A 12913-nucleotide genomic window follows, 5' to 3' on the forward strand; every position below is an offset into this window, starting at 1 on the left:
TTACGACTCCCGACTTTGCTTAAGTTGGGCCGCTTTCTTAATGGCTGACTTTATACGAGGATAGGTGCCGCAACGACAAATATTGCCCTGCATTGCGTTATCTATATCATCATCACTTGGATTAGCGTTGTTTGATAGCATGGCGGCAGCATTCATAATTTGTCCAGATTGACAATAACCACACTGAGGCACCTTGTATTCACGCCACGCAATTTGCAATACGTGATCATTGTTTTCGTCTAACCCTTCGATCGTTGTTATTTGCTTACCTTGGGCAAACGAAATCGGTGTAATACAAGATCGCATGGCTTGCCCATCAATATGAACGGTACAGGCACCACATTGACCAGCGCCACAGCCAAACTTAGTGCCAGTCATTTTTAATTCATCTCTAATGGCGTAAAGCAAAGGCATCTCTTTTTCTACGCTCAGATCTACATCTTGATTATTAATTGTTAGTTTAATCATTTATTGTCGCTCCAATTGGGCGTTTAATATTTAATGTATTTGCGGTTGAATTGGCTTGTTGCCAACGTAAAAAATCTTCTTGTGTGTCTATGTCTATCAACGCTTCGTCAACATTTATCGTAATAACGTTTTCCATATTTTTCATCACAATTGATTTGGCGCCTTTGTCACCGTTGAGTTGGCACAACGAGTTGAAATAAGCATAAGGGAAAATAACAGGGGAACAAATTCCGGCACGCGTTTGGCAACAAATTATCTTATTTGGATGAGCTAATGAAGCTGACTTAAGTTGATTAAAATGCGCTGTTGTTAACGCCACTTGATCAGCTAGGGCAATTAATACATGGCTAACGCTTTTATCAGTGTATTCATCTAGCACATACTTAGTAACTGCTTCGCTAATACTAACACCGAAACCTAAATGCGCTTGTTCTACATAGCCTACGGCATAATTATCAATATCAATGACCGATAAGATTCGTGTTTTATGATGACCTAAAATAAGTAATACATCTTCAATGTCACTGTTCGCGACACGCCAAAAGCTCGACTCAACTAACGTCGCGCCATTAACCCTTGCCAGTTGCTTTACCCCTTGAAAGCGCGAGCTATTGCCGGCGGCAAATACTAAAGCTTTATATCGCACTTTTATACTCACTCATGTTAACTACATTACCAGCGACATTGACATCAATTTTACCGTACATAAAGGCATGAGCTTGACTCAACATAGATAAGGCAATTGACTCTGGCAGCTCACCGCCGATATCAAAACCTATTGGGTTAAAAAGTGGCACCCGAATTTCTGACGCGTTAATACCCGCTATTTTCATTAATTTTTCTGTTCGATGCTTTGGCCCTAACAAGCCTGAGTATTGGCAGTTAAGTTGCTGCACCAAGCGAAGCGCTTGTGCGTCCAACGTTAAGTTGTGCGTCATGATAATTGCAACATCAACTTTTTCTAACGCAGGACTATCAACTAGGGTATTAAAAGGCTCTTTAATAATCACGCTAGCTTCTTTAAATAGAGAGGCCCTGGCATAGCTTGGTCTTGGATCTACAACCGTGACATGCCAACTAAGAGATCGCGCCATTTTTACAACCGGAATAGCGTCTGCGCCAGCACCAAAAACAGCGATGCGGATACGAGGTTTCAATTCAAATTGAAGCTGGTTTTCTTGACATGTTATATCGCCATCACAAAGGTAATTATTTGGCTGTTTAGTACTGTAATTAATGCAATAAGAAGCTGGATAACCAGCAGATAATTGCTGATATACTTGTTTTAAACTAAGGAAATTATTCGTTTCATTTATGGGTTGCAGTAGTATTTTCACCATGCCGCCACAGCCAATGCCTAACTGCCAACTGATATCACTGTCGTCTTGCATATCATAAGTGATTCTTGTGTTTTCACCCGTTGCTAAGCACTCTATCGCATGACGCATAACATCTGATTCAAGACACCCACCGCTAACCAAACCAACATATTGCCCCAAATCATTGATCAGCATCATGGCACCTGCTTTTCGATAAGCTGAACCTTGAGTTTCAATAATTGTCGCTAATACCCATTGACACTTATCTTTGTGTTTAAGCCAATGAACTAAAAGGCTTTCAATATGGTTGTCCATTCAACAACTGCACCCTAGCGTTAATAAAACGTTAAACTATTTATTTAAGCTAGCACGAGGATTATAAAGTGCCAACGATTATCGATGAATATCAAGATTAGAAAGTTGAATAGCGATAACGATAGATTCAAGTCACAAGTATATTAAGTGACCCGCTATGTTGAGTAGAACAGAAGAAATTGATAATTTTATTTTGACCTAGAAAAGAAAAAGCGACCCCAGTGCGGGTCGCTTTTTAATTATCTAGCTTGATATATCCGTACATCAATCATTAGTCCATGCTTCATCCTGAAGACACTATCCCTAGTTATTCCTAAGCATCCTTTCTTTTCCTTTGCCATCCTCGGCAGCACTTCAACCTTGAAATGCAGATACAATTTCTAAGCTATCCTTATCGCCATCCTGGCGCTTATCTTCCTTGTTAACTTATCCTTAAGTTAAGATACATCCTGTGTAACATCCATATTACTAGTTTCACCCTGAAACTGTCCTTTACTTCCTAGTAAGCTACCTTCCTAGTAACAGGTCTTCCTGACCTTTGCCTTCCTGACGTTGATAATATTACGCCTTTGACTTTAAAGAAGAAGACACTTAAATAAAAAAACATATAGTCACAAAATGTTCACATATAGCAAAAGCAACATAAAACATTAAAAAAAACAGACACTTAACAAGCTAAAATATAATCAACCTTATAAAAATACTATATATCTCGCACGCCAATGTGAGACATCTCCTACATTGGTTTTGGGAAAAATAGAAGTCATTACTCACGATTTGTGTAGATCATGGTGAAGCGTGTGAATAACTTCACCTAGCGAGAATATTTAACATTAAATTAACAATATTTAGACGGTAGTTATTGATGCAATTTAACTTTTAAAGTAAAGCATCTAACAATATGAAGTAGAAACTATAATAGTTTTTGACTATCGACATTGCTAGAGACTTGTGTGGTAAATCTATTCGGGAATGAGAATATTCTGATTTTTTGCGAAGGTTCTTGTAACCCTCCCATAAAATCAGAATCGCCTAAATAGAGATTTCCCGCTAAAGTAACCTTAACGAAGAAAACAACATGAAAAAACAACGATTCACGGAAGCACAGATTTTTACCATTTTAACAGAAGGTGAAACGGCCACATTAATCGTGCCTGATTTATCCTGAAACAGGTGAAATTCGTCGTCATCACTTTCACCATACAGGTGTTCGAAAAGCAATTAAAGCTGCCGCGAAAAAAAGCCAAGCTCATCAAGCCGAATACACCTCATACACTTAAACGTTCCTTTGCAACGCATTTATTACAAAGCGGTGCAGATATCAGAACGGTTCGAGCACAATTGGGGCATTCAGATGTTAAAACGACACAAATTTATACTCATATGTTGCAGCAAGGTGCGAATGGGGTTGTAAGCCCATTTGAGTAAGATCCTATAGCGAAACTAACGGTAATTTAGGTTAAAGGGGTTTGGTTAAGTAGGTTCTTGTGCCCGTTAATGGGTAATTGCGCTGTTCAAATTCAACGTTATAACCATATTTGAGATAAAAAGGTTTAGCCTGAAACTCTAGCGTATCAACGAGAACCTGAGTACAGCCTAGCTCCGTAGCTTGTTGTTCAATTTCCTGTAAAAGCTTAGCGCCTAAACCATGCTTTCTATAAGGCTCATCCACCCATAACCGTTCCAAATGCAACCAATTACCAAAAGTAATGCCTGATACGCCTGCGATTATTGTGTTTTGATCATCACGATAGGTTAATGCTAGCGATTGCTTTTTTGTTTTTTGCCAGTGCTGATGATTAAACGCTATAATTTTTTGACTTAAAAAGCTCGCAATATCACCTTGATTATCTTGCTCTATTGTTAATTTCATTTTGCTCAATGACTACCGAGAATTTGAGGCCAACGCTACAGTATCTCAACCAATACCGCAACGTCAGCAACAGGACTAACGCCTGAAACTTAGCGCGCTAGTTGCGTACAAATATCACGACAGGGTTTAGAATATAAATAACCTTGAATAACATGACAGCCATTGTCTTTTAAGAATTGCTCTTGCTCAATGTCTTCAACGCCTTCAGCTACAATATCTAAGCCAAGGCTCTGCGCCATCGAAATGATTCCGGTAACAAGCCGACAATCTCGCTCTTTTCCGGGAATGTTGGCAACAAAACTTGCGTCAATTTTAATGGCGTTAATAGGAAGTTGGCTTAAATAGCTTAACGATGAATAACCAGTACCAAAATCATCAAGCGATATGGTAATGCCAATATCGGTTAGTTGCTTCATGACATCACTAACAAAATCGAATCGTGTGATAAAACATGACTCTGTAATTTCAATTTCTAGGTATTTCGCAGGCAAACCAGAGATTGATAAGGCATCGGTTATTGACTGAAAGAGGTTTTTGCTAAAGTGCTTTGCTGACACATTAACCGATAATTTACCGCATGCAACGCCCTGTTCTAGCCAGATACGGCGTTGAAGACAAGCCTTATTGAAAACCCACCTTTCAATGTCAACGATCAATCCTATATCTTCAGCCACAGGAATAAATTCAGCGGGTGATACATTACCTAAGATAGGATTTTTCCATCGAATTAACGCTTCTAAACCTTTGTAGCAATTATTTTTATTATCGTATTGAAGTTGGTAGTTTATTGTGAACTCATCGTTAACTAAGGCTGCTCGTAAATGGTTTTCCAAGGCAAGTTTTTGCGCCGCAGCGTGGTTCATTTCTTTTTTAAAGCTTTGGTATGTATTTCGTCCTTGGCTTTTCGCCTCATACATCGCGATATCTGCGTGCTTTAGCATCGTATCGCCGCAAGAACCGCTTTCTGATGAGATGGATGCGCCAATGGAGCAGGTTACAATAAGCTCTCGGCCAGATAAGAGAAAAGGTTTGCTCAAAGCGGTAACAATCTGGCCCATGACATGTTCAACATGGTCTATATGAGTTACAGCAGGCACCAAGACAACAAATTCATCCCCCCCCATCCGTGAAACTATATCCGAATGCTTAACACTTGAGGAGATGCGTTTTGCCGCCATCACTAACAACTCATCACCAGCCTTGTGGCCCAATGTGTCATTAATTTGTTTAAACCTATCAAGATCGATAAATAAGACGGCAACCAATTTACCGTCAGCCTCTTTAAGTGCTGATGATAAGTGGTCGTTAAACAATGAACGATTAGGTAGCTTAGTTAAATCATCGTAATAGGCTAACTCATGAATTTGTTCTTCACCCTTCTTACGCTCTGTTATATCGCTAAAAATTGCAGCATAGTGCATATCATCTTCGCTGACTTCACCAATGCGAATAATAGTTAACCATTCCGGGTAAATTTCGTCGTTTTTACGCTTATTCCAAATTTCACCCTGCCATTGGCCAAATTCGTTAATGTCTAACCACATAGAATGATAGAACGACTTAGGGTGCATACCAGAACTAAGCAAAGATGTTTTTTGACCAACCACTTCACTGGCCGCATAGCCTGTTATTTTGCTGAAAGCAGGGTTAACAGAAATAATTTCATTACTTTGGTTAGCAATCATAACACCGTCAACCGAGGCTGAAATAATACGTTCTGCAAGCACGAGGCTTTTTTGAGAATCTTTTAACGCAAGTTCTCTGCGGGCTATGGTTGATTGAAGCTCATTAAAGTGAGCGTACTCAATGCCCGCAAAAATATCTTTAAATGATAATACGCCCAACACGTTATTTTCATCGTCGGTGATCACAACGTGACGCACACTGTTTTCTTTAAACATGTGAAACGCGTCGAGTAACGTGCAACTATCGGAAAGTTTTACTAGCGGGTGCGAAGTGTAAAGCCAGACATCAACAACAGGCTGAGTAGCCGCAAGGATTCGCACTAAATCCCGCTCAGTAATAATACCCACTTCATTGGTTTGTTTATTTTCGATCAGCACTGACGTTGCGCGAGACTTTCGCATATGCTGACAAATACTCTCAAAAGTGATTGCGCTGCTTAATGTGATCGGGCGTTGGCGTTGGTAGCTTTCTTTCACTTGTCGAGAACTTAACAGGTGCTCAATGCCACGCTTTTTAATGACATCAGATTGGCTAACTATGCCTGTTGGCTGTCCATTTTCACAGACTAATAAATGGCGTACTTTATATTGATAAAACTTAATGATCAGCTCTTCTATCGTTGTGTGACTTTCAACCGACACAACAGGTGAGCTCATATAGTATTGAATTTCTGTACCTAATAGCTGCTGATGAGTAATAAGAGTACTATCGGCTTCTGTCCATATACCAACAATTTGGTTATCTTTCTCTACAAGAATGGAACTACACTGATTATCTAAAATACTTCTTGCAGCTTTATAAATAGGCGTATTTGGCTCGCACCTTAATAGGTTGCGTTGGGCGAAGTCACCTGCCGTGTAATGTGACCCTTTGTTTGAAAACAACTTAAACTACTCAAATAACAAACGTGGTAACACTTTATAACTAATTTGTGCCGATAACATGTTGATGTAGATCAAAACACCCTTGGTGCTAACCCTTTAATTACAAAAGCTTAACACCAAAGTAACAAGCAGGACTTATGGGCACGGCTAGCTGAAACAAACTCGTTACAAACAAGATTAAAGAATAAAAAAAGCGGGCTAAAGCCCGCTTTTACATTGAACATTTTATCGTCACTTATTGTACAGGTGTTACATTAAACTGACTGATTACTTGACTAACAATTTCAGTAATGACTTCTTTAGGTGCTTCTTGCGTACCATTTTTTAGACGTTTCACTGCCCAACCATGCCATGCTGGTTGCTTCGTTTTAACGTCAAAAATATCAATCGCTAATTTACCTTCAGTATATGAGCTTACACGTGTCTCTGTACCTGCGCTCATGCCGTAGTATCGATGACTAGGGTAATAGCCTCTACCCCAACCAAAACTACCATGGTAACTTGCTGGGTAGCTATCAACCTTTACTTTGTCTCTAGAGCCTACGGTGTAAGCAATTGTAAAGTCTGCCGCTTCTGCGTCATCGATTAGCTTATAACCTTTATCAATGAATACTTGTTCAATTGACTCCTCTACTCGTACCTGCATGACAGGATTTAAATCAATTGGCAACGCCAATGTTTTCGATTCGGAAATCCAAGCAAACGTCTTATAATTCGACGTATCAATTTGATCATTTTTATCGAAGTTTACTTTTGCGTTATGGGTTGAAGAACACGCTACTAAAATAAAAGAGAACGCTACTGCAGCGATGATGTTTTTTAATTTCATTATAACCTCTTGTTTAATGAACTTTTTGTCATGTCGTTATGCTACTACGATTACATAACTTTAGCTAAGTTCAATAATAAAATAACTTAATCTCACTATATACATACACTTAAAGTTTTTAAATAGATTTAATGTCAAGATTACAATTTGATAATAAATAGCTACAATTAAACTGTAACCAACCTCATATTATCCTTAAAAAACAAACAGTTAGCCAATCCCGCAAGTTACACTTGTAAACAGCTTGTTACAGGGGGTAATTTTGCCTTTTTCCAAGTTTTCTACGTTATCGTTATTAGTCATTAGTTAATCGTGTCAGATGCGTTATTTTCTTGCGCCATTTCCTTTAAACGCTTTGCTACATCGGGGTTGTCGATGCGTTCAGCATACGCCAATAAATACACCATTACAGGGTCAAGCCCGCTTGCTTTGGCGATAACGTCAAGCGTGTCATTTGATGGAAAAGCGTGGTTATTACGGTATTTAGAGATTGAAACGCGTGGAATACCGCATTTTTGCGCGAATTTATTATCGGACAAATCGCCGCGCACCATGTCTAGCAAGGGGTTTAAGTCAGTCATATAGACACCTGTTTTGTTGTTAGCTTTTTAAAAATAGACCACAGTTAACCGTTTTGCAACTTGTTCCCGCATATTTACACCATGTTCCCGATGAGGTTACAGCATAAAAACCGTTCAGTTTTGTTGTTAGCACTCATTGCTTGACGGTTGGCACTCTCCTGTTAACGGGTGGCGCGTTGCAACGCAAAGCCCGTGATTTTCAACAGGAAAGTAAGAAACTTTTAACAGGGGTTTATCATGGAAATATACACAAAGACCACGCAAGAAATCATTAGCGAGACACTTGACCGCCGTCATAAAAAATTCACAGAAATTGTGCCGATGGCAAAACGCCTAGCCCGCATCGAAGCGCTACGCGAAAAGCACGGTTTACGCATTACTGACAATTCAAAGACCTACTATCAACGCCTTAACAGCCCGCAAGGCACGCAAGCCAAAGCTAAACGATTAGCCAAGCGCGCGGCGCAGTTCAACCAACTAATAAACCAACAAGTAAAGGCGGCATACTAATGATTAAGCAAAAAGATATTTACCAACAAATCCCTAGCGTTTTTAACTCAGATTCAACGCGAGACGTTTTACTTGTTTTGCGCTCACTTGTGCACGCTGAATGGGGTAAAGAGTCGTTTTCTTTTCGCTTGCTCGATGACTTGTTAAAAAAAGCGATTGAGTTAAAAAGCGGTGAATTTTACTTGTACGATGTAGCGGCGCGCACGTTAACGCCTAAGTTAACGATTGTTATCAAGGGCAGTAGTGCTGATTGGCAATGCAAGCACGGTAACGTTTACCATACTGTTAACATGACCGAGGTGCTTAGCAAGTGAGTACCACAAGCAATCACGAAAAGCGGCTAATAAAGCCGCTTTTTTTAGTGCCGCAAAAATGGCAAATTGACAACGCGCAAGCATTAGACCGTGAATTAAACGCCGAGCTAAAAAAACGCCGTAAGGCGCAACAAGAAAACGCAGTTTTCGCCGTTGATAGTAATAGGCTAGTCAAGAGTTGCAAATCTCCGACAGGCAATTTGCACTCTTTAGTGGATAAGAAAACCGAGGGCGAGCGACTAAAGCGCCAAGCATTGAACGATTTAAACGCCGAGCTTCGCAGAAAGCACGAGGCGGGCTTTGTTGGTGCGCCCGAGCCAATTAGCTGTAAACGCAAAAAAACGCCTTACAGCGTGTTTTCAAGTATGCAACAAGCGTCTACGGCACTAGGCAAAGACACAAAAACAACGGTGCGCTTGTTTCGCCAAGAATGGTCGAGCCGTTACAAGTTTAATTTAGTGACTAATGGCAACGGGTCAAAAACTGCGCCGCCAACCCAACAAGGCGCACGCATGACAAGCGCGTTAACCCAACAAGCAAGCCGTAAGCTATTGGAATCAGGCGCATATATGGCGGCGTGCCGCAATGGTTTTACAACGTTTTTAACCTTAACGTTTAACGAAGAAGCCAGAAAAAAACTTGAAACGATTATTTGCGTTAACGGCAACAAAACCAAGCGCTACACCTACACCACCACCAAGCAGTTAAAAAATGGCAAAACCAAAACACAAAAGCACAGCTACAAAATTGAATGCATCAGCGGCGTACCAAATGACATTTTGCATAATGATGATGAGCGCGCACTTGGCTTTGCAGATGCCATTGCCGCTACGGGTTGTTTTTCTCCCGTTACTTTCGAGCCATTAACCACGATTGGCAAAGAAGTCAGCCGCTTTTTTGATGCCGCGCAAAAAGTCTATCAGCGCGGCTTCATGCCAGAGTTTGAACTTGATGAGGACGAAGCAGAGCAAACCTTTATCTTGCCGTCAAAAACACAGCCGTTTGATAATTCCGTTGTTGTCGGTCAGCACTTGCGCCCGTTTAGTGGCGTGCGTGGTGCGTTGCCAATGTATTGCCCTGAAAAGGTTGCACCAAAGAATAATACGGGTGAATTAGTACCCATTGATAGCGTGGAAAATTACCGCGATTTACCCAACTACAACCACAGAAAACACCACGATAGCGCCTATCTTGAAGAAGGTTATAACTTCGGCTTAAAAGAGGTTGCCGCGCCGCTCGATTATGCATGGGTTGCCGAAATGCCAGAGAATGAACACGGTGAAAAAAACCCGCATGTGCACGTGTTGATGCGTTGGAACGTTGAATATAAATATTTTCATGCATGGGCGCAAAGATTAGAAAAAATTTGGGGGCATGGTTTTGCGAATTTAGAGCGCATCAAAAACAAAAACGCCGCCAGTAATTACCTATTAAAAGCTGTAGGCTATTTAACAAAGGGCACAGCATCAGAGCAAGGCGATATTCTAGGGAATCGCTACGGCATTAGCCAAAGCGCCCGCGCCCCAAGTTGGGATTGTATCGGGGAATTTTATGCCGATAATTTCATTGCTATTTTAGGCGAACTACGCGAAAAGTTAAGCCGTAAAAAATGCCGTATCACAGGCAAAATTAACGCCCTAAGTGCAACACAAAAAGACACCAAAACCCGTGTTGCTATCATGAAAAAAATCAATAACAAAACACCAAGCAACAGGCGCGGCGAAGAAATCGAGCGACTAAAAAAGCAGTTGTTTAACACCAACGAAAAAATCGCTTCGTTAACGCAACATAAAAGCGCCCTCCCCTACGTAACAGATTTTTGTATTGGCGGCTTGTCTGAAAAGCAAACCGAACGCTTTTTAACATTCGCTATGCAAGAGCGGTTTTGGAATTGCGAAGTAAAAGAGCACCGTTATACCCATTGGCAACAATTACGCCGTGACACTATCGAAGCAGTGAAACAATCAAGGGCGCATTTACGTGATAGCGAATGGTTATTACTAACAAAAGAATTAACGTGGCAATGGGCGGCACATGATGCCAATTATGACGTTATTAGCCACAAGCAAGGCAGTATTTATTTAGACGAAAACGGCAACTTTCAAGAGGTGGCATAACATGAATTTAGAAACCCGTTCACAAGAAATTTTTAACGAAATGCAATCAGCCTTTTTTGCTCGCCAGCGCAACAAGCCCGCATCAAAGCGCGTTAAGTTAAGTTACAGCAATAAAGGCGCACTATTGTGCAAAGCGCGCGAACAAGCCCGCCTTGAGCATATCGCTTATTTGCAAGGGTTACAGCACCGTTTCGTAACAAGAAAGCTTGATGTTAATTTAATAAAAGCAAAACCGTTAACGGAAAATTCCCGTTACGAACAAAAAGGAGCAGCACTTTGTTTACAGTAAGAGAAAAATTAGAAGCCGTTAAGCTTGATATACAGCGCATCAAAAGCGCAAACATGTTAATGAAACCCAAGCTTGCAGAAGAAGCCGTTGCGGGCTGTGTTGATTTAGTTGAAAGCTTGATTGATAGATTAGAAGTATTGGAGCGTAACCATAATGGCTAACGAAACCATTGGCACAATTACGTGCCCGTTTTGCAATGATGAAGCAGAAGTCAGAAAAGACAAAAAAAATAAACTGTATTACGTTGGCGCGGCGGGCATGGTAAAGCCCAACATGCCAAGCGGGCAAGATTACATGCAAAAGCACACGGCTTTTTTTAACGATAAGTTACCAGGTAACAAAACGGATAAGCCAAACGAAGAAAAGCAACCTAAAAAGGGGTTGTTTGCAACCATCTTTACCGATGAGGAATAACATGTTTCAACTTAGCAAAATAGCAAAAGCAATAGGGCTTGCCCTTTACGGTGAAAACTTTCACCAATAACCATTAATTAAACGCCATTTTATGCGCCTGTCAGCCGTTGGAGATAAACGTTATGACAACCGAAGAACAGCACATTGATGCTGATGAAGCCTTTTCGCTCGAATCCCTTGTTATTCAAGGCGAGCAACTTGATAAAGAAAACCCCTTACTTAACCCGCCATTAAGCGAAGAAGCGCAAGCACAAGCAAATATTGAAGCCGAAGCCGAGCCAGAAATTGAAAGCGCCGCGCTAGTCTCGCAAGTTATCCAAGTTAGTGCAGATATTTTTGCACCAAACTGGAAAATCCAAGCAGAAGAAAGCGCCCAACTCGGGCAAGTGTACGGCAAATTACTGGATAAATATTTACCCGATAGCGGGCTTGATAAATACGGGCTTGAATTATCCGCGCTAATGGTTACGGCAATGGTTATTGGTAGCCGTGCAGGCGTGCCACTAAAAGAAAAGCCAGAGAAAAAGCCCGACACACAAAGCAACGTGATTGAGCCTAGCGAGGTGAAAGCCGATGACTAGAGCTAACACCGCGCTAAAAGCTGAACACGTATATATTTGCGGCAACTCAGGCACGGGCAAATCAAGCAAAATCAAAGCGGAAATAAAAAAAGCTAACCGCGTGATAGCGTTTGACCCCGACAATGAGTACGGCGCAGAAGCGGGCTTTATTAAAGTAACAAGCGCTAAAGAGTTAGCGCTAAAAATAATTGAGCACAAAAACACACCGTTAAAAATCGCCTTTGTTGCCGAAGGTAAAGAGGCTTTTGCGCACTTTTGCGATTGTGCTTTTGGTTGGGGTAACTGCGCGGCAATCGCCGAAGAAATCGCCGATGTCACAAGCGCAGGCAAAGCGCCGCCATCATGGGGGCGACTAATTCGCCGCGGGCGCAAGTTTGGCATAAAAATCCTTGCTGTTACGCAACGCCCTAGCGAAGCGGATAAAACCATTTTATCTAACGCCGCAACAATCAATGTGTTTCAACTTGGCAGACACGCAGACCGCAAACAAATCGCGCTCGAAATTGATGTAAGCACGGACATGTTACAACAAATGATTCCGCTTGAATGGGTGGAATTTAAACGCAGTGACATGAGTTTAAAAGCGGGCAAATTAGGCACGCGCCGCATTAAAAAAATAAGATAAACAGTAAACACTTTGTAACATGTTCTTATTGTGTTACTTCTATAAATGAATTTTAACCAACTTAACTAACGCCGTGATGGCAGGGGTTTATTATGATTAACAAAACGA

General features: G+C 41.1%; 15 protein-coding genes and 1 pseudogene. 9 read left to right on the forward strand and 7 right to left on the reverse strand.

The features are described from left to right. Genes QQK02_RS01620 through QQK02_RS01630 form a run of 3 tightly spaced genes read right to left on the reverse strand, consistent with a single transcriptional unit; the run spans position 1 to position 2102 of the window. Positions 1 to 468 carry a (2Fe-2S)-binding protein gene (locus tag QQK02_RS01620; protein ID WP_284206193.1) on the reverse strand — a complete coding sequence of 156 codons (468 nt, stop codon included), beginning with the start codon at positions 466 to 468 and terminating at the stop codon, positions 1 to 3. After that, entirely contained in the window at positions 461 to 1114 is a 654-nt protein-coding gene (locus QQK02_RS01625) for a nucleotidyltransferase family protein (RefSeq protein WP_284206194.1), read from the reverse strand. The genes QQK02_RS01620 and QQK02_RS01625 overlap by 8 nt, the downstream gene beginning before the upstream one ends. Next, positions 1104 to 2102 (reverse strand): XdhC family protein, encoded by a 999-nt coding sequence (locus tag QQK02_RS01630; protein ID WP_284206195.1) that lies wholly within the window; start codon positions 2100 to 2102, stop codon positions 1104 to 1106. Before QQK02_RS01630 ends, QQK02_RS01625 begins: the two co-directional genes overlap by 11 nt. A gap of 1163 nt (positions 2103 to 3265) precedes the next feature. Here QQK02_RS01630 and QQK02_RS01635 point away from each other — a divergent pair. Beyond that, positions 3266 to 3530: pseudogene (locus QQK02_RS01635) on the forward strand (tyrosine-type recombinase/integrase); the annotation flags it as partial. Between the two features lie 31 nt (positions 3531 to 3561). Here QQK02_RS01635 and QQK02_RS01640 read toward each other — a convergent pair. The 4 genes from QQK02_RS01640 to QQK02_RS01655 form a co-directional block, all read right to left on the reverse strand. Continuing rightward, positions 3562 to 3975 (reverse strand): GNAT family N-acetyltransferase, encoded by a 414-nt coding sequence (locus tag QQK02_RS01640; RefSeq protein ID WP_284206196.1) that lies wholly within the window; start codon positions 3973 to 3975, stop codon positions 3562 to 3564. 89 nt (positions 3976 to 4064) lie between these two features. Continuing rightward, positions 4065 to 6545 carry an EAL domain-containing protein gene (locus QQK02_RS01645; protein WP_284206197.1) on the reverse strand — a complete coding sequence of 827 codons (2481 nt, stop codon included), beginning with the start codon at positions 6543 to 6545 and terminating at the stop codon, positions 4065 to 4067. Between the two features lie 235 nt (positions 6546 to 6780). Next, positions 6781 to 7374 (reverse strand): DUF4136 domain-containing protein, encoded by a 594-nt coding sequence (locus QQK02_RS01650; protein ID WP_284206198.1) that lies wholly within the window; start codon positions 7372 to 7374, stop codon positions 6781 to 6783. A gap of 302 nt (positions 7375 to 7676) precedes the next feature. After that, positions 7677 to 7955 (reverse strand): helix-turn-helix domain-containing protein, encoded by a 279-nt coding sequence (locus QQK02_RS01655; protein ID WP_284206199.1) that lies wholly within the window; start codon positions 7953 to 7955, stop codon positions 7677 to 7679. A gap of 237 nt (positions 7956 to 8192) precedes the next feature. Between QQK02_RS01655 and QQK02_RS01660 the strand changes: the two genes are divergently transcribed. From QQK02_RS01660 to QQK02_RS01695, 8 genes are all read left to right on the forward strand, one after another. Continuing rightward, positions 8193 to 8465, forward strand: coding sequence for a hypothetical protein (locus tag QQK02_RS01660; protein ID WP_284206200.1), 273 nt, complete (start codon positions 8193 to 8195; stop codon positions 8463 to 8465). Beyond that, positions 8465 to 8779, forward strand: coding sequence for a hypothetical protein (locus QQK02_RS01665; protein ID WP_284206201.1), 315 nt, complete (start codon positions 8465 to 8467; stop codon positions 8777 to 8779). The genes QQK02_RS01660 and QQK02_RS01665 overlap by 1 nt, the downstream gene beginning before the upstream one ends. Beyond that, entirely contained in the window at positions 8776 to 10896 is a 2121-nt protein-coding gene (locus QQK02_RS01670) for a rolling circle replication-associated protein (RefSeq protein WP_284206202.1), read from the forward strand. Before QQK02_RS01665 ends, QQK02_RS01670 begins: the two co-directional genes overlap by 4 nt. Before the next feature lies 1 nt (position 10897). Beyond that, on the forward strand, positions 10898 to 11185 hold the full coding sequence (locus tag QQK02_RS01675) for a hypothetical protein (RefSeq protein ID WP_284206203.1): 288 nt from the start codon (positions 10898 to 10900) through the stop codon (positions 11183 to 11185). Continuing rightward, entirely contained in the window at positions 11173 to 11346 is a 174-nt protein-coding gene (locus QQK02_RS01680) for a hypothetical protein (RefSeq protein ID WP_284206204.1), read from the forward strand. The genes QQK02_RS01675 and QQK02_RS01680 overlap by 13 nt, the downstream gene beginning before the upstream one ends. Further along, positions 11339 to 11599: a hypothetical protein gene (locus tag QQK02_RS01685; RefSeq protein ID WP_284206205.1), complete on the forward strand. Its 261-nt coding sequence runs from the start codon at positions 11339 to 11341 to the stop codon at positions 11597 to 11599. The genes QQK02_RS01680 and QQK02_RS01685 overlap by 8 nt, the downstream gene beginning before the upstream one ends. A 122-nt stretch (positions 11600 to 11721) precedes the next feature. After that, positions 11722 to 12180 carry a hypothetical protein gene (locus tag QQK02_RS01690; RefSeq protein ID WP_284206206.1) on the forward strand — a complete coding sequence of 153 codons (459 nt, stop codon included), beginning with the start codon at positions 11722 to 11724 and terminating at the stop codon, positions 12178 to 12180. Further along, positions 12173 to 12805 (forward strand): hypothetical protein, encoded by a 633-nt coding sequence (locus tag QQK02_RS01695; RefSeq protein WP_284206207.1) that lies wholly within the window; start codon positions 12173 to 12175, stop codon positions 12803 to 12805. The genes QQK02_RS01690 and QQK02_RS01695 overlap by 8 nt, the downstream gene beginning before the upstream one ends. Positions 12806 to 12913 lie beyond the last annotated feature (108 nt).

The organism is Thalassotalea eurytherma (assembly GCF_030161415.1).
Lineage (GTDB): Bacteria > Pseudomonadota > Gammaproteobacteria > Enterobacterales > Alteromonadaceae > Thalassotalea_G > Thalassotalea_G eurytherma.

What these genes read in the sequence shown, in the direction of transcription:
- QQK02_RS01620 (WP_284206193.1), bottom strand. Translation starts at nt 468, where the DNA reads ATGATTAAACTAACAATTAATAATCAAGATGTAGATCTGAGCGTAGAA.
- QQK02_RS01685 (WP_284206205.1), top strand. Translation starts at nt 11,339, where the DNA reads ATGGCTAACGAAACCATTGGCACAATTACGTGCCCGTTTTGCAATGAT.
- QQK02_RS01630 (WP_284206195.1), bottom strand. Translation starts at nt 2,102, where the DNA reads ATGGACAACCATATTGAAAGCCTTTTAGTTCATTGGCTTAAACACAAA.
- QQK02_RS01650 (WP_284206198.1), bottom strand. Translation starts at nt 7,374, where the DNA reads ATGAAATTAAAAAACATCATCGCTGCAGTAGCGTTCTCTTTTATTTTA.
- QQK02_RS01695 (WP_284206207.1), top strand. Translation starts at nt 12,173, where the DNA reads ATGACTAGAGCTAACACCGCGCTAAAAGCTGAACACGTATATATTTGC.
- QQK02_RS01665 (WP_284206201.1), top strand. Translation starts at nt 8,465, where the DNA reads ATGATTAAGCAAAAAGATATTTACCAACAAATCCCTAGCGTTTTTAAC.
- QQK02_RS01655 (WP_284206199.1), bottom strand. Translation starts at nt 7,955, where the DNA reads ATGACTGACTTAAACCCCTTGCTAGACATGGTGCGCGGCGATTTGTCC.
- QQK02_RS01660 (WP_284206200.1), top strand. Translation starts at nt 8,193, where the DNA reads ATGGAAATATACACAAAGACCACGCAAGAAATCATTAGCGAGACACTT.
- QQK02_RS01675 (WP_284206203.1), top strand. Translation starts at nt 10,898, where the DNA reads ATGAATTTAGAAACCCGTTCACAAGAAATTTTTAACGAAATGCAATCA.
- QQK02_RS01690 (WP_284206206.1), top strand. Translation starts at nt 11,722, where the DNA reads ATGACAACCGAAGAACAGCACATTGATGCTGATGAAGCCTTTTCGCTC.
- QQK02_RS01640 (WP_284206196.1), bottom strand. Translation starts at nt 3,975, where the DNA reads ATGAAATTAACAATAGAGCAAGATAATCAAGGTGATATTGCGAGCTTT.